Origin of the sequence: Xanthomonas bonasiae, from assembly GCF_017163705.1 — a bacterium.
In the GTDB taxonomy this organism is placed as follows: domain Bacteria; phylum Pseudomonadota; class Gammaproteobacteria; order Xanthomonadales; family Xanthomonadaceae; genus Xanthomonas_A; species Xanthomonas_A bonasiae.
Genome location: NZ_JAFIWB010000008.1, coordinates 140,707 through 155,479 on the forward strand (window position 1 = coordinate 140,707; position 14,773 = coordinate 155,479).

At 71.7% G+C, this 14,773-nt stretch carries 17 protein-coding genes; 3 read left to right on the forward strand and 14 right to left on the reverse strand.

Translation table 11 applies throughout. The features are described 5' to 3' along the window. The first annotated feature begins 4 nt into the window (after nucleotides 1-4). A complete protein-coding gene (locus JR064_RS10245) occupies nucleotides 5-1,330 on the forward strand; it encodes an aminopeptidase P N-terminal domain-containing protein (protein WP_206229639.1) in 1,326 nt (441 codons plus the stop codon). A gap of 65 nt (nucleotides 1,331-1,395) precedes the next feature. After that, a complete protein-coding gene (locus tag JR064_RS10250; protein ID WP_206229640.1) occupies nucleotides 1,396-2,397 on the forward strand; it encodes a hypothetical protein in 1,002 nt (333 codons plus the stop codon). Between the two features lie 118 nt (nucleotides 2,398-2,515). Here the strand turns inward: JR064_RS10250 and pepQ are convergent, their stop codons facing one another. The 8 genes from pepQ to rph form a co-directional block, all read right to left on the reverse strand. Beyond that, nucleotides 2,516-3,844 (reverse strand): Xaa-Pro dipeptidase, encoded by a 1,329-nt coding sequence (gene pepQ, locus JR064_RS10255; protein WP_206229641.1) that lies wholly within the window; start codon nucleotides 3,842-3,844, stop codon nucleotides 2,516-2,518. A gap of 255 nt (nucleotides 3,845-4,099) precedes the next feature. Beyond that, nucleotides 4,100-4,441, reverse strand: a complete 342-nt coding sequence (locus tag JR064_RS10260) for a PilZ domain-containing protein (protein ID WP_179566961.1) — start codon at nucleotides 4,439-4,441, stop codon at nucleotides 4,100-4,102. After that, nucleotides 4,438-6,927 (reverse strand): DUF1631 domain-containing protein, encoded by a 2,490-nt coding sequence (locus tag JR064_RS10265; RefSeq protein WP_206229642.1) that lies wholly within the window; start codon nucleotides 6,925-6,927, stop codon nucleotides 4,438-4,440. Before JR064_RS10265 ends, JR064_RS10260 begins: the two co-directional genes overlap by 4 nt. An 85-nt stretch (nucleotides 6,928-7,012) precedes the next feature. After that, a complete protein-coding gene (gene hemW, locus JR064_RS10270) occupies nucleotides 7,013-8,164 on the reverse strand; it encodes a radical SAM family heme chaperone HemW (protein WP_179566957.1) in 1,152 nt (383 codons plus the stop codon). A gap of 249 nt (nucleotides 8,165-8,413) precedes the next feature. Further along, a complete protein-coding gene (locus JR064_RS10275; protein ID WP_179566955.1) occupies nucleotides 8,414-8,722 on the reverse strand; it encodes an antibiotic biosynthesis monooxygenase family protein in 309 nt (102 codons plus the stop codon). 11 nt (nucleotides 8,723-8,733) lie between these two features. After that, the gene (rdgB, locus tag JR064_RS10280) at nucleotides 8,734-9,333 is read right to left on the reverse strand and encodes an RdgB/HAM1 family non-canonical purine NTP pyrophosphatase (protein WP_206229643.1); all 600 of its coding nucleotides are present in this window, start codon (nucleotides 9,331-9,333) and stop codon (nucleotides 8,734-8,736) included. Beyond that, nucleotides 9,330-9,722, reverse strand: a complete 393-nt coding sequence (locus JR064_RS10285) for a VOC family protein (RefSeq protein ID WP_191824489.1) — start codon at nucleotides 9,720-9,722, stop codon at nucleotides 9,330-9,332. The genes rdgB and JR064_RS10285 overlap by 4 nt, the downstream gene beginning before the upstream one ends. Continuing rightward, nucleotides 9,719-10,444, reverse strand: a complete 726-nt coding sequence (gene rph / locus JR064_RS10290; RefSeq protein WP_046981340.1) for a ribonuclease PH — start codon at nucleotides 10,442-10,444, stop codon at nucleotides 9,719-9,721. Before rph ends, JR064_RS10285 begins: the two co-directional genes overlap by 4 nt. Nucleotides 10,445-10,553: 109 nt before the next feature. On the opposite strand from rph, the gene JR064_RS10295 reads away from it, so the two are divergent. Next, entirely contained in the window at nucleotides 10,554-11,414 is an 861-nt protein-coding gene (locus tag JR064_RS10295) for a YicC/YloC family endoribonuclease (RefSeq protein ID WP_206229644.1), read from the forward strand. Between the two features lie 46 nt (nucleotides 11,415-11,460). Here the strand turns inward: JR064_RS10295 and JR064_RS10300 are convergent, their stop codons facing one another. The 6 genes from JR064_RS10300 to JR064_RS10325 are packed head-to-tail and all read right to left on the reverse strand — an operon-like array spanning nucleotide 11,461 to nucleotide 14,735. Continuing rightward, complete coding sequence (locus JR064_RS10300) at nucleotides 11,461-12,195, reverse strand: energy transducer TonB (RefSeq protein ID WP_206229645.1); 735 nt, start codon at nucleotides 12,193-12,195, stop codon at nucleotides 11,461-11,463. Continuing rightward, the gene (gene exbD, locus JR064_RS10305) at nucleotides 12,192-12,620 is read right to left on the reverse strand and encodes a TonB system transport protein ExbD (protein WP_191824486.1); all 429 of its coding nucleotides are present in this window, start codon (nucleotides 12,618-12,620) and stop codon (nucleotides 12,192-12,194) included. The genes JR064_RS10300 and exbD overlap by 4 nt, the downstream gene beginning before the upstream one ends. 11 nt (nucleotides 12,621-12,631) lie before the next feature. Continuing rightward, entirely contained in the window at nucleotides 12,632-13,372 is a 741-nt protein-coding gene (gene exbB / locus JR064_RS10310) for a tonB-system energizer ExbB (protein ID WP_241092982.1), read from the reverse strand. Continuing rightward, nucleotides 13,362-13,706, reverse strand: coding sequence for a hypothetical protein (locus JR064_RS10315; protein WP_206229647.1), 345 nt, complete (start codon nucleotides 13,704-13,706; stop codon nucleotides 13,362-13,364). Before JR064_RS10315 ends, exbB begins: the two co-directional genes overlap by 11 nt. Next, nucleotides 13,706-14,101 (reverse strand): YbaN family protein, encoded by a 396-nt coding sequence (locus JR064_RS10320; protein ID WP_206229648.1) that lies wholly within the window; start codon nucleotides 14,099-14,101, stop codon nucleotides 13,706-13,708. Before JR064_RS10320 ends, JR064_RS10315 begins: the two co-directional genes overlap by 1 nt. A 25-nt stretch (nucleotides 14,102-14,126) precedes the next feature. Further along, complete coding sequence (locus JR064_RS10325; RefSeq protein WP_179566937.1) at nucleotides 14,127-14,735, reverse strand: biliverdin-producing heme oxygenase; 609 nt, start codon at nucleotides 14,733-14,735, stop codon at nucleotides 14,127-14,129. Nucleotides 14,736-14,773: the final 38 nt, after the last annotated feature.

Genomic DNA, 14,773 nt, shown 5'->3' on the forward strand with positions numbered 1-14,773 from the left:
CGCGATGAAGCGACTCACCGGCATCGGCGCGGGCGAATACGCGCGTCGGCGCAAACACCTGATGGACATGGCCGGCGACCACGCCATCCTGGTGCTGCCCAGCGCGCCGGAGCGGGTCCGTAGCCACGACACGCACTATCCGTACCGGCAGGATTCGGATTTCTGGTACCTGTGCGGCTTCCCCGAGCCGGAGGCGGTGCTGGTGCTGGTGCCGGGCCGCAAGCACGGCGAGGCGCTGCTGTTCTGCCGCGAGCGCGATCCCGAGCGCGAGGCCTGGGACGGCCCGCGCGAAGGCCAGGAAGGCGCGGTGGAACGCTACGGCATGGACGATGCGTACCCGATCGAGGATCTCGACGAGATCCTGCCGGGCCTGCTGGAAGGCCGCTCGCGGGTGTACTACCACTTCGGCCGCGACGTCGATTTCGACCTCAAGCTGATCGGCTGGGTCAATCGGGTGCGCGAGCAGGTGCGGCATGGCGCGCAGCCGCCGCACGAGTTCCTGGAACTGGGCCACCTGCTGCACGAGCAGCGCCTGTTCAAGTCGCGCGACGAGATCGCGCTGATGCAGGTCGCCGCCGACCTCAGCGTGGCCGCGCATCGCGCGGCGATGCGGCTGGCGCGGCCGGGCATCCACGAATACCAGGTGCAGGCCGAGATCGAGCGCGAGTTCCGCGCCGGCGACGCCTGGCCGGCGTACGGCAGCATCGTCGGCAGCGGCGTCAACGCCTGCGTGCTGCACTACCGCGCCAACACCGCGCGCCTGCGCGACGGCGAACTGGTGCTGGTCGACGCCGGCGCCGAGTACCGCGGCTACGCCGCCGACATCACCCGCACCTTCCCGGTGAGCGGCCGCTTCAGCGCCGAGCAGCGCGCGCTGCACGATCTGGTCGGCGCGGCGCATGCGGCGGCGCTGGCGCAGGCGCAGCCGGGCGTCGCCTACGAGGCCGGGCACCTGGCCGCGGTGCAGACCCTCACCGAAGGCTTGCTGCGGCTGGGCCTGCTCAAGGGCACGCTGGAGCGGAACCTGGCCGATGGCGACTACCGGCGTTTCTACCGGCACAAGACCGGGCACTGGCTCGGCCTGGACGTGCACGACGTCGGCGACTACAAGCTGGCCGGCGCCTCGCGCCTGCTCGAGCCGGGCATGGTCTTCACCATCGAACCGGGGCTGTACATCGCCGCCGACGACAAGCAGGTGGAGCCGCGCTGGCGCGGCATCGGCATCCGCACCGAAGACGACGTGCTGATCACCGACGACGGCCACCGCGTGCTGACCGCCGCGCTGGAGCGCAGCGCCGAGGAGATCGAAGGCTTGATGGCCGGTGATTGACGCCGCGCTTGCGTACGTCAAGCGGGTTGCGCACAGTAGCTTGCTTCCGGGAGGAGGGGGCAGGCATGAAGAAATGGATGCAGGCCGTGCTTGCGGCAGCGCTGTGCCTTGCTGCCGCTGCTGAGGTGGTTGCCCAGGACGCGGCGGCGCCACCATCGCCTGCCGCTGCCGCCTCGGCGCCAGTGCCGTCAGCGGTGCCGACGCTGGCACTCGAAGATCTGCAGACCTTGTTGTCGGCGCGCTCGGCGCCTGCGGCACGCGAGCAGATGCTGGCGCAGTTGGTCGCGCTGGCCGGCAAGGGCGATGGCATGTCGGCCTACGTGCTCGGCGTGCTGTACCGCAATGGCGAGGCGCATCCGGCGCATCTGGTGCCGCGCGAGCCGGATACCGCGCGTTATTGGCTGGAGCGGTGCCTGGGCATGCCGCGTTGCCCGCTGTTGGCGCTGGCGTCGCTGGCGGAACTGGAGTTGTCGGCAGGCCGTGCCAAGCCGGCACTGCAATGGGCGCAGGGCTGGGTGGCATTGGATCGCGAGTTCACCACCCGCGCCCGCGCGATCGAAGGCCGCACGCTGCGTCCCAGCCAGCGCAATCGCGATACCGCTTACCACGCCTATCTGCTGGAGCGTTGCTATGCGGCGATGCCGGCGGGCGACCGCGACGCGCTCGGGCTCGCCTGGTTCAACGAATTCCGCGGACAGTGGGGCGGCGTGCTGGACCGGATGCTGTTCGCGCAGATCGATGCCCTGCAGGCGCAGTCGACAGGAGAGGACAGTGGACTGGCCGCGCGCGCCGAGAACCAGCGACGCAAGACCGTCCTCGACAGCCCGATGGATCTGCCGGTGACGCCTGCGCTGAGCCTGTTCTTGCTGCGTGGCGATCCGCAGGGCGGACGCCCCGAGTCGGCCCTGGTGGTCGAGGCGCTGCCCTCGCCGAACGCGGCGCGCGGACTCGAAGCGCTTGCGCACGATTTCAAGACCGCGGCCTATCCTGCGCAGGCCGGGCAACGGCGCTACGACCTGATGCCGATGAGTTTCAACCGCGGTCCTTACGCGCTGACCGGGAAGTGAGCGCGGCGCCGCCGAGCGACTTCAAGGCGGCCCCGGCGCGGCCTGGCGATGCAGCCGCGCGTGCATGGGGGATATGCATGCTGGCCCGAGCGCATCCGCGACGGCGCGTCCGCTGTGGTCAGGCGGCCGCCGCGAACGCCGGCCGGGTCAGGTTCTCCGGTTCGCCTTCGGTGCACGCCACTTCGTCTTCGATGCGGATGCCGCCGTAGGGCTTGAACTGCTCGACCCGGTTCCAGTCCACGCTGGCGGCATGGCCGCTCTTCTTCACCTCGTCGAGCAGCATGTCGATGAAGTACACGCCCGGTTCGATCGTCACCACCATGCCCGGTTCGAGCACGCGGGTCATGCGCAGGTAGGGGTGGCCGGCGGGGCGTTCGATGCGGCCGCCGCGGTCGCTGGCGGCGAAGCCGGCCACGTCGTGCACCTGCAGGCCGATCGGGTGGCCGAGGCCGTGCGGGAAGAACGCGGCGCTGACGCCGGTGGCCAGCGCGGCTTCCGGCGATACGGTGATCACGCCGAAGTCCTTGAGCACGCCCATCAGCGCCAGGTGCGCGTCGAGGTGCAACTGCTTGTAGTCCACGCCGGCGCGCACGCCCTGGCCCATGCGGATCTGCGCGGCGTCGACCGCGTCGATCAGCGCCTGGAACTCGCTGCCGGTGTCGGCGGCATAGCTGCGGGTGATGTCGCTGGCGTAGCCGTGCGCGGAGGCGCCGGCATCGATCAGGAAACTGCGCCGCTGCGCCGGCGCCTGCCGCTCCAGTTCGGTGTAGTGCAGCACCGCGCCGTGCTCGTTCAGCGCAATGATGTTCCCGTACGGCAGTTCGTTGGCGTCCTGGCCGACCGCGCTGCAATACGCCATGTGGATCTCGAACTCGCTGCGGCCGTCGCGGAACGCGGCTTCGGCGGCGCGATGGCCGCGTACCGCCAGGTGCTGCGCCTGGCGCATGAGCACCAGTTCGTAGGCGGTCTTGTAGGCGCGGTGGTATTCCAGGTACTGCACCACCGCGTCCGGATTGTTCGGCACGTAGTCGCCCAGCGCGCTCTGCGCTTCGCCGAGGATCGCGCAGCGCGCGGCCGGTCCCGGCAGCAGCGCCAGCGCGTCTTCCGGGGTGCGGATCACGTGGATGTCGCAATGCTCGACCCACCAGCCGTTCGGCGCCGCCGGCACCACGTGCCAGTAGTCGCGCGGCTGGTGGAAGATCAGCTGCGGGCGGCGTCCCGGGGTGTATACCAGCCAGCTGTTCGGCACCCGGGTCAGCGGCAGCCAGGCCTTGAACTGCGGGTTCACCGCATACGGATAGTCGCGATCGTCGAACAGCTGGTAGTGCAGGCTGCCGCTGGGCACGAGCAGATGGTCGAAGCCGCCGCGCGCCAGCGCGGTGTCGGCGCGTTGCGCCAGCGTGCGCAGGTGCGCGGCGTACAGGGCGCTGGGGTCTTGCTGGCTCATGGCGACTCGTTCGGCGATGCGGAAAATTGGATGCCAAGTTTGCCGCAAACGGCGCGAGCGTGGTGACGCACCGCGTGCCTACGCGTGGCATGCGGCCATGCCCAGGCGTAGCCGGGAAGCGACAGCCGTCGCCAGGCCGGCCGGATCTTCTTCCAGGCGATGGAGGAACCTGTAGGAGCGGCTTCAGCCGCGACAGGATCCATCGGTAAGGCCTGTCGCGGCTGAAGCCGCTCCTGCAGGGGATGCCAGCGATGCCTACCCGGCCGGCCCGGACTTGATCCATTGCCGCAGCAGGTCGCGATGCGCCGGCGAGATGGTCAGGAAGCGGAAGCCGGCCCAGGCCTGGCCCGGCGCCTGCGCGCGTTCGCTCCACAGCAGGTGCACGCCGACGTCGATCTGCACGTCGCGGCCGAGTTGCGGCAGCGCGAAGCGCAACTGGTACAGCGCGTCGTCGTGCAGCGGCGCCGACGCCAGCAGCAGCATGCCGCTCTCGGAGAGGTTGCCGAGCCGGCCGACCACGGCGTCTTCCATCATGTCCAGCACCGGCACCATGTCCGGGACCTGGCGGCGCGGCGAACGGCGGGCTTCGGCGATCATGCGTCCTCCAGGGTGTCGGCGGGGACCGGCGCGCCGGCCAGGGTGCGCAGCGCGCGCACGGTGGCGTGCCAGGCGCGGTCGATCAGGCGCGCGCGGTCCTCGGTGACGATCCGCGCCTGGCTCTGCGCCAGCAGCCGCGACAGCGCATCCAGCGAATACTCGGCGGTCTTGTGGCCGCGCTGGTTGACGAACAGGGCGCGGTCGGTGATCGGGCTGTACCAGGACAGCCGCTGCCGTTTCAGGTCGCCCTGCTGGTTGGTCACGAATTCGAACCAGGTGCCGAACGGAAGGCTGCGCAGCCGCGTGTAGGCCGCTTGCTCGGCGTCGTTGCGCGGCGCCAGCAGCGGCCGCTCGCCATCCTCGCCCTGGTCGCCGAGGCGGGTGCGCGCCTTCAACTTGGCGCTGAGTTCGGTGCGCGAGGTCAGCGTGTCGCCGCCGCCCGGAGTGGACAGGCGCCGCGCGATCGCTTCGGCTTCGTCCTGGTGGTAGCCGACCTGCAGCAGGGCGCTGCGCACTTCGCCGGCCAGCTCCGGATCGGGTTCGCCGCCGCTGGCGCGGCAGGTGACCTCGGCGATGCATTGGCTCAGCTGCTGGCGCTCGCGCCAGGCGTCGGAGTCCTCGCCCTGGCGCAGCAGGGTCAGGGTCAGCACATCGGACCAGGCCTGGTTCAGCAGCGCCTGCACGAACTTGGGCGGCTGCCAGGTCCGGCACAGCGCTTCCAGCGTGGAGCTGGCCAATTCCTTGGCCACCTCCAGCCGTTCCTTGCCGCGCGCGGCCTCGATGTGGCGGCGCTCGGCGATCTCGGCCTTGTGCGCCAGCGCGCGGTACTGCGCCTGGATGTCCTGGTGGGCCTGTTCGAAGACCTGTTCGTCGCCTTCGTATTCCTCGACTACCCGGTCGACCGTCTGGTTCAATTTCAGCAGCAGCTGCGGATCGGTGTCCTCTTCGCTGAGCCAGGTGGCGCCGGACTCGGCGACCGCATTGAGCAGCTCACGCGCCGGATGCTGGCTGCGCACGAAGAACGCGCTGTCCTGCAGCGCGGCGCGCACCAGCGGAACCTGCAGGCGCTCCAGCAGAGCGGCGGCCGGCGCGTCGCTGCGTACTTCGCGTTCGATCTCCGCATACAGCAGGCCGAGCAGGTCGAAGGTGTCGGCATCCTGCGGTGCCAGCGCCGCCTGCGGACCATGTTCGGTGCGCAGTGTGGCCAGCAGCGCCGCCTGCACGTCGCGCACCTGGCGACGTCCGCGCAGGCCGGCCAGGGTGCTGTGCGCTGGCGGCTGCGCCTGCAGTTCGCCCAGGGCCTGCAGCAGCGATGCGGTGGGCACGCCGGGGGCGCTGGCCGTGGCGGCGGCGCGCGGCGCCGGCATCGGGACGTTGCCGGACGACCCAGACATCGCTGTCGCTGCGGCAGCGTGCGCGGCGTCTGCGGGAGCGGTGCCGGTGGTCCCGGCCGGCGCCATCCGCGCGGCCGGCGCCGTCGCACGGTCGCGCGCGGCGGCGAGCAGCTGGCGCAGCGTGGCCAGGTCGGTCGGTGCGTTGCCGGGCGCGGCCGGCGCGGGGCTTGCTGCCGTCCCGGGGGTGGCCGCGATCGGCGGCGGAAGCGGGGGCGCTGCGCTCGGCAGGGCCGCTTCGCCGCCAGCGGCGCCGGGGCCCGGGCCGGACCAGCCGCCGGGTGCCGCCTGTCCGGACCAACTGGTGGCCGGGCGCGTGGCGGAGGAAGGGCGTGCCGCGCCGCGGTTGCCGGCGGCCGCGGCGGGTGCTGCGGTCGTCGGCCGCGCCACGTAGGGCAGGTAGACCAGGCCGGGCAGCACACCGGCGTGCGCCAGCAGCACGTTGGCGCGTTCCACGATCTCGCCGTAGCGGACCAGCACCTGGCGCTCGAAGGCGCGGTACAGGGTCAGCTGCGCGTCCAGCCCCAGCCGCAATTCCTCGCCGGCCTCGCGCAGGATCCGGCACAGCAGGTGCGGCCCCAGCGGCGTATGTTCGGCTTCGAACGCCGGCCGCGCGGCGAGCACGCCGAAACGCTGGCCGAGCAGTTGCAGCGGGGTGCTGGCCCGCGCCGCCTCGCGCCGGGCGATGTCGTGCAGGACGATGTCGCGGTCGATGTCCACGTCGGCGACCAGGGTCAGCATCTGCATCGCCGCGCTGGCCTTGTCCTGGCGCAGCAGGCCGACCGGGGCGAGCGGCAGCCGCAGCGTGGCCAGGGCCGCTTCCAGTTGCGCCTTGTAGAACGGCGCGAAGCGCTCGCGGCGCGCCCGCAGGCCTTGCAGTTCCTGGTAGATGTCCTCCTGCAGCTGGCTGTTGCGCGCGCGTTCGGCCTGGTCGAACAGCTCGCGCTCCAGCTCGCTCAGGGTCGACTGCAACGGCGCCTCCAGCGATTGCCACAGCAAGGCCTTCAGCGCCTCCAGGATGTCGCGCACGCGCGTGGGCAGGGCGGCGCTGGCGAGCGTCGCCGGGTTTGCCGACGGAATGGCAGACAATGACATCCTGTGATCGCCGTTTGATTTCCGGGTCCGGTATGTAACACGTTTCTGGCGGCGCAACCATGTTGGCGGCGGCCTGGCGCAGCGTTCAGAGCATGAACAGGGCGACCACGTCGTTGGTGAAGCGCCGTCCCAGTTCGGTCGGCAGCGCATGCCCGGATTCCACCTGCAGCCAGCCCCGCGCTTGCGCCTGGGCCAGCGCCGGGGCGATCGTCTCCGGCGCCAGGCCGGTGCGCACGGCGAAGTCGCGCAGCGCGAACCCCTGGTTCAGGCGCAGCGTATTGAGCATGTACTCGAACGGGCGCCGCTCGGCGCCGATCCAGTCGTCGCCGCCGATCGCCGCCGGGGTGCCGGCGGCGGCCAGGAACGCCTGCGGATGCTTGGTCTTCCAGCGGCGCAGGATGCTCTGCTCGGCGCCGGAGCTGATCTTGCCGTGGGCGCCGGCGCCGATGCCCAGGTAGTCGCCGAACTTCCAGTAGTTGAGGTTGTGCGCGCACTGGTAGCCGTCGCGGGCGTAGGCGCTGACTTCGTACTGGGCGTAGCCGGCCGCGGCCAGCAGCGCCTGGCAGCGCTCCTGCATGTCCCAGGCGTCGTCGTCCTCGGGAATGCCCTGCGGCGGGCGCGCGGCGAATACCGTGTTCGGTTCCAGGGTCAGCTGGTAGTGGCTGATGTGGGTGGGCTGCAGCGCCAGCGCGCGCGCGATGTCGCTCTCCGCCCCGGCCAGGGTCTGCTGCGGCAGCGCGTACATCAGGTCCAGGTTGAGGTTGGCGTAGCCGGCGTCCTGCGCCAGCTTCACCGCGCGCTCGGCGTCGGCGCTGTCGTGGATCCGGCCCAGGCGCTGCAGCGCGGCGTCGTCGAAGCTCTGGATGCCGAAGCTGAGCCGGTTGACCCCGGCCGCCAGATAGCGGTCGAAGCGACCATGCTCGGCGGTGCCCGGGTTGGTCTCCAGGGTGATCTCCAGGTTCGGCGCGAAGCGCAGGCGCGCGCTGGCCGCTTGCAGGAAACGGTCGATCGCCTCGGCCGGAAACAGGCTGGGGGTGCCGCCGCCGAAGAACACGGTCTGGACGGTGCGGCCCCAGACCAGCGGCAGGTCCTGGTCCAGGTCGCGGATCAGCGCGTCCACGTAGTCGTCGAACGGCAGCGCGCCCTTGGCCGCATGCGAGTTGAAATCGCAGTACGGGCATTTGCGCACGCACCAGGGCAGGTGCACGTACAGCGACAGCGGGGGCGGGATCAGCATGGTGCGGTGCGGGGCCTGTTAACGCGATCGGGATAGGCCACGCCGCGCTTAGGCGCGTGCGGGGCAAGGAAGAACGAGAGAGCTTATGTCGATAAGAGACCGAGTGATGACGCGGCACCGTGCGCGCCTAAGCGCGGCCCTCCGGGTTGCCGTGTCCGGCGGCCAGGCGGCCGCGCACGGCTTGGACAGGCGGCCAGCCTGCCGCGGCGCCGTGCGCGACCGCCTGGGCACCGGACACGGCAACGTGGCCTATCCCGATCGCGTTAACAGGCCCCAGTAGCCCACGCAGCGCTCGGCAGTGGTCAGCGCATCGCCGAGCCGGTCGAGCTGCGCGTAACGCTCGCGGCCGTACGCCAGGCAATGGGTGTAGTCGGCTTCGTCGCGCCAGCGGTCGATGGTCAGGTAGGCGCCCGGTGCCTGCGCGCGCAGCAGTTCGGTGCCCAGGTAGCCCGGGTACTCGGCGAACAGTGCGGCCCAGGCGCCATCGGCGGCATACAGCGTCTCGAATGCCTGTGCCTGGCCCTCGGCCACCTCGTATTCCCAGATCGTGACGAACATCGGCGTCTCCCTCAGGTGTTCCAGTGCGCCAGTTGCCTGCGCAGCAGCGCCAGCGCCTGGCCGCGGTGGCTGATCCGGTTCTTCAGCGCCAGCGGCATCTGCGCCGCGCTCTGGCCGTGTTCCGGGTCGAAGAACACCGGATCGTAGCCATGGCCGCCGTCGCCGGCGCGCGCATGCAAGATACGCCCGCGCCAGCTGCCTTCCACCAGCAGCGGTTGCGGGTCCTCGGCATGCCGCAGCAGCACCAGCACGCAATGGAAATGCGCGGTGCGCTGCGCATCGGGAACGTCGCGCAGTGCGTCCAGCAGCTTGTCGATGTTGGCCGCGGCATTGCCGTGTTCGCCGGCGTAGCGCGCCGAGTACAGCCCGGGCGCACCGCGCAACGCGTCCACGCAGATGCCGGAGTCGTCGGCCAGGGCCGGCAGGCCGGTGACCTGGGCGGCGTGGCGCGCCTTCAGCAGCGCGTTCTCGACGAAGGTCAGCCCGGTCTCGTCGGCATCGCGCACGCCGAGCGTGGACTGCGCGACCAGGTCGATGCCGGCGCCGTCGAGCAGCGCATGCAGTTCTTCCAGCTTGCCGGCATTGCTGCTGGCCAGGACCAGTTTCTTCATTGCTTGGGTTCCAGCAGGTCCCACTTGGTGCCGTACAGGTCGCGGAACACCGCGACCGTGCCATAGGGTTCCGCGCGCGGGGATTCGAGGAACTCCACGCCCTGCGCCAGCATCGCGGCGTGGTCGCGGGCGAAATCGTCGGTGTACAGGAAGTGGTCCACGCGCCCGCCGGTCTGGTCGCCGATCCGCGCGCGCTGCGCGGCGTCGCCGGGTTCGGCCAGCAGCAGCGCGGCATCGTCGCTGCCGCCCGGGCCGACCACCACCCAGCGCTTGCCGTCGCCGAGCGCCACGTCCTGCAGCAGGACGAAGCCGAGCTTGCCGGTGTACCAGGCGATCGCCGCGTCGTAGTCGGCCACGACCAGCGTGGTCAGCGCGATCCGTCGCTTCACCGTGCCAGCGCCTCGCGCTGGGCGGCAAGCAGTTGGCCGATGCCGGTTTCGGCCAATGCCAGCAGCGCATCCAGTTCGTCGCGGCGGAACGCATGGCCTTCGGCGGTGCCCTGGATTTCGATGAAGCCGCCACCGTCGTTCATCACCACGTTCATGTCGGTGTCGCAGTCGCTGTCCTCGGCGTAGTCCAGATCCAGCACCGGCGTGCCGCGGTAGACGCCGACCGAGACCGCGGCGACCGCGCCGAGCACCACCGGCTTCTTCAGGTCGCCGCGCTTCTGCAGCCAGTTCACCGCGTCCATCAGCGCCACGTAGGCGCCGGTGATGGCCGCGGTGCGGGTGCCGCCGTCGGCCTGCAGCACGTCGCAGTCCAGGGTGATGGTGCGCTCGCCGAGCGCATTGCGGTCCACGCAGGCGCGCAGCGCGCGGCCGATCAGGCGCTGGATTTCCAGCGTGCGCCCGCCCTGCTTGCCGCGCGCGGCCTCGCGGTCGGAGCGCGAATGGGTGGCGCGCGGCAGCATGCCGTATTCGGCGGTGACCCAGCCTTCACCCTTGCCGCGCAGGAAGCCCGGCACCCGGTTCTCCACGCTGGCGGTGCACAGCACGCGGGTGTCGCCGAAGCTGACCAGCACCGAGCCTTCGGCGTGGCGGGTGAAGGCGCGTTCGATGCGCACCGGGCGCAGCTGATCGGCCGTGCGGCCACTGGGACGGGAAAAGGACATGGGGATCGATCCGGAGGTGTCGTGAGGGCCGGGCGCGGCAGCGGGCCGGGCCGTGGGAGCTGAGAGGCGCTAGGTTACCATTCGCGCTTTGCACGCACCGGAACACCACATGATCCGCAGCATGACCGCCTTCGCCGGCGCCGAGCGCATCACTCCCTGGGGCACGCTGGGTTGCGAACTGCGCTCGGTCAACCACCGTTTCCTGGAAGTGGGCGTGCGCCTGCCGGAAGAGCTGCGCGCGCTGGAGCCGCAACTGCGCGAGCGCCTGGCCGCCCGCGTCAGCCGCGGCAAGCTGGACCTGATGCTGCGCCTGCGCGCGCCCGACGCCGCGCAGGCGCTGGCGGTGAACGAGCCGCTGGTCGAACAGCTGGCGGTGCTCGCGCAGCGGCTCGGCGCGCGCTTCCCGCAACTGCAGGTGCAGTTCGCCGACCTGCTGCAGCTGCCCGGCGTGCTGCAGGGCCAGGCGGTCGATCCGGCCGCGCTGCAGGCGCAGGCGCTGGAGCTGCTGGACGCGGTGGTGGCCGAATTCGTCGCCGCGCGCGAGCGCGAGGGCGGCAAGCTGGCCGCGGCCATCGTCGAGCGGGTCGATGCGGTCGAGCGCGTCGCCGCCGAGGTGAAGCAACTGATCCCGGCCATCCGCGAGGGCCAGCGCACCAAGCTGGCCGCGCGCCTGGCGGACCTGCCGCATCCGGTCGATCCGGGCCGCGCCGAGCAGGAACTGGTGCTGTGGCTGCAGAAACTCGATGTGGACGAGGAACTGGACCGGCTCGACAGCCACATCAAGGAGATCCGCCGCGTGCTGCGCCAGCCCGAGCCGGCCGGCCGGCGCCTGGATTTCCTGTTGCAGGAATTCAACCGCGAGGCCAACACCCTGGGCTCCAAGTCGGTGGACAGCCGCACCTCCAACGCGGCGGTGGAACTGAAGGTGCTGATCGACCAGATCCGCGAGCAGGTGCAGAACCTGGAATAGCGCTCCGCGCGCTTGGACCTGGCGCGCGGAGCGTGGCGCGGCCGCGTCAGCGTTCGCGCAGGAAGAAGTCCACCGGCACCACCACCTGCACCGGGTCGCCTTCGATCTCCGGCGGCGGCGCCGGCAACGGGCTGGCCCGCTGCACCGTCGCCAGTGTCTCGCTGTCCAGCGCGTCATGGCCGCTGCCCTGGACGATGTGGATCGCGCTGGCATGGCCTCGCCGATCCACCGCGAACTGCACCTGCACCACGCCTTCCTGGCGGCGCCGCTGCGCCGGCCGCGGGTAGCGCTTATAGCGCTGCAGATGGCCCAGCACCTGCGCCTGCCAGGTGGCGCGCCGCTGTTGCGCCGCGCCGGACAGCGACTGCGCCGCGGCATAGCGGCTGGCCTGCGGCGCCGCCACGCTGGGCGGGGCGCTGGCCTGCGCCGCGCTGGACGCTTGCGGTGGGTCTTGCGCCGGCGTCGACGGCTGCGCTTCTTCCAGGTCGGCATGCAGCGGTTGCGGCGGCGGTTGCGGCGGTGCCGGCCGCGGCGCGCGCACGCGCGGGGCCTGGCGTTGCTCGGGCTGCGACGGGCCCGGCGGCACATCGGTCGGTGGCGCCGCCGGCGCGGTCGGGGCCGGCGCCAGCTCCAGCATGAGCGCCTGCGCCGGAGCGGCGGGCGGCGGCGGCCGTTCGCGCGGCGGCCAGCACAGCAGCGCGGCGACGAGCGCCGCATGCACCGCCAGTACGCCGCCGAGGCTGAGCAGCCAGCGCCGCAGCGTCCGCGGTCCTGCGCTCATCGGCCGGCCGGCTCCAGCCCGACCAGCGCGACCTTCAGATAGCCCGCATCGCGCAGCGCGTCCATGGTCCGCATCAGTTCGCCGTAGGCCACCGCGCGGTCGGCGCGCAGGAAGATGCGCTGCGTGCGGTCGCCGCGGGTCAGCCGGTCCAACGCCGGCTGCAGCGCAGCGCGCTCGATCGGGGTGTCGCCGAGGCGCAGGCTCAGGTCCTTGCGCAGGGTCAGGTAGACCGGGTCGCGGTCCCTGGGCTGCGGCGCCGCGGTGCTGGCGGGCAATTCCACCGGCACCTGTACCGTGGCCAGCGGCGCGGCGACCATGAAGACGATCAGCAGCACCAGCATCACGTCGATCAGCGGGGTGACGTTGATCGCGTGGTGCTCGTCCAGCGCATCCTCGTCGTCGTCTCGGTTGCTGCGGATCGCCATGGCCGGTGTCCTCAGGCCATGCCGGCCATGGGCGCGCCGTGCGCAGCGGGTCCGGACGCCCGCTGACGATCCAGGTCGCGCGACACCAACTGCTGCACGCCGGCCGACAGGTCGCCCAGCTGCTGGCGCAAGCCGCCCAGGGTGCGCGCGAAATGGTTGTAGATCACCACCGCCGGGATCGCGGCGACCAGGCCCAGCGCGGTGGCGAGCAAGGCCTCGGCGATGCCGGGCGCGACCACCGCCAGGGTGGTGGTGTTGGCGCGGGCGATGCCGACGAAGCTGTTCATGATGCCCCACACGGTGCCGAACAGGCCCACGAACGGCGTGGTGGCGCCGATCGTGGCGAGCAGGCCGGTACCCTTGCGCAGCTGCCGCGCATGGCCCAGTTCGATCCGTTCCAGGCGCGAGGCCAGCCGGTCCTTGATCCCGGCCATGTCCTGCAGGCCGCTCGAGTGCTGCAGTTCGGCGCGGGCTTCGCGCAGCAACAGCTGCGCCGCGGGCACCGCCAGCGGCGGGCGGCGCTCGGCATCGGCCAGGTCCTGCGCTTGCGCCAGCGCCGTGCGCGCGGCCTGTAGGGCCCGCCCGAGCCGCGCCAACTCCCAGCTCTTGGCCACCAGCACCGTCCAGGTGGCGACCGAGGCGATGGCCAGACCGACCATCACCGCCTGCACCACCAGGTCGGCGTGCAGGAACATCTGCCAGGGCCCCAGGTCGGGCGGCAGCACGGGGGGCGGGGCGATGTCAGCATGCATGGTCGTCATCCAGCGGGTCGAAACGGGGGGCGGGGGTGTGCGTTTGCGTCATGGCCTGGGCATGCGGCGCGTCCGGCAGCAGGCCGGCCGATTGCAGGCAGGCCAGCACCCGGTACCAGGCCGATGCCGAGATCGCGTAGCCGGCGTCGCGCGCGGCGGTATGCAGGTGCTGCGGCGTCAGCTGGCCATGCGCGCCGAGCACTTGCGGCGCCAACCGCACCGCCGCCAGGCGCGCGGAGGTGACGTTCAATCCGGCGCCGCGCAGCAGCGCCGACCACGGATCGGCGCGCCGCACCTGCCGACGGCGACGCTGCGCGCGGATCTTGCTCGGCATCACCGCGCTCCCGGCGCATCGGCGGCGCGGCGCGGCGCCGGACGCGACAGCACGTAGGCGGCGCTGCCGGCGAAGAACAGGCCCACGCCCAGCGCCAGCTTCCAGCCCGGATGCGCGCCGCAGCAGAACAGCACGTAGCCAACGCCCACGCCGGCGCCGGCGAAGCACTTGCCGCGGCGCGTGATCGCGCCCTGTTCGCGCCACAGCCGCAACGCGGCGCCGTAGCGGGGATGCTGCAGCAGCCATGCCTCCAGGCGCGGCGAGGAGTGCGAGAAGCACCATGCCGCCAGGATCAGGAAGATCGTGGTCGGCATCACCGGCAGCAACGCGCCGATCAGGCCCAGCGCCAGCATCAGCAGGCCCAGGCAGCACCACGCGCCGCGGCTCAGCGACATCGCCGCACCTCCTGCGCGCACGCGCTCATTGCGCGCCGGCCGGGAGATAGGTATCGACATGGGCGTAGACGCGATCGAACGCGGCGCACGCCGCGGCGACCACGGCCTGCTCCTGCGCAGGATCCAGCGGCACGCTGTCGAGCGCGGCGGTGAACTGGCGCCAATGCCGCGCGCGCCCGTCCGGGTGGCCGGCGAGGTGGCGCGCACCGAACTGCTCGTGCAGTCCCAGTCGGGCGGCCAGCTTGGCCAGGATCGCCGCGCCCAGGTTGGAACCTTCGGCCACGTACAGCCAGCCCAACGCGTCGACCTGCTTTTCGTAGCGGCGGCCGTCCGGCGCCGGAAGCGGGCGCATGGCGGGGACCGCGACGCCCAGGTCGGCCAGGTCGGCCAGCAACTGCGGCAGGCGCCGCCGCTGCGCCAGTTCGGGGATCACGCTGGCGAGCACCGGATTGCGGTACACGTTCTCCATGTCGCAGTGGAAGCAGTACTGCACCTGCACGAAGCGCGCGTAGTTCGCGCGCGATGCGAACGGTTGCGCGGCCATGATGCGCTGGTCCAGGCGCGCGTGCGCTGCGTGGGTGGCGGCCTTCAGGCGCTGGCTGCGGGTGGTGGTGTCGGCGAAGCATTCGGTCATGGCGCGGGCTCGTGGTCGGTGGGGCAGGGGCGCGGGTG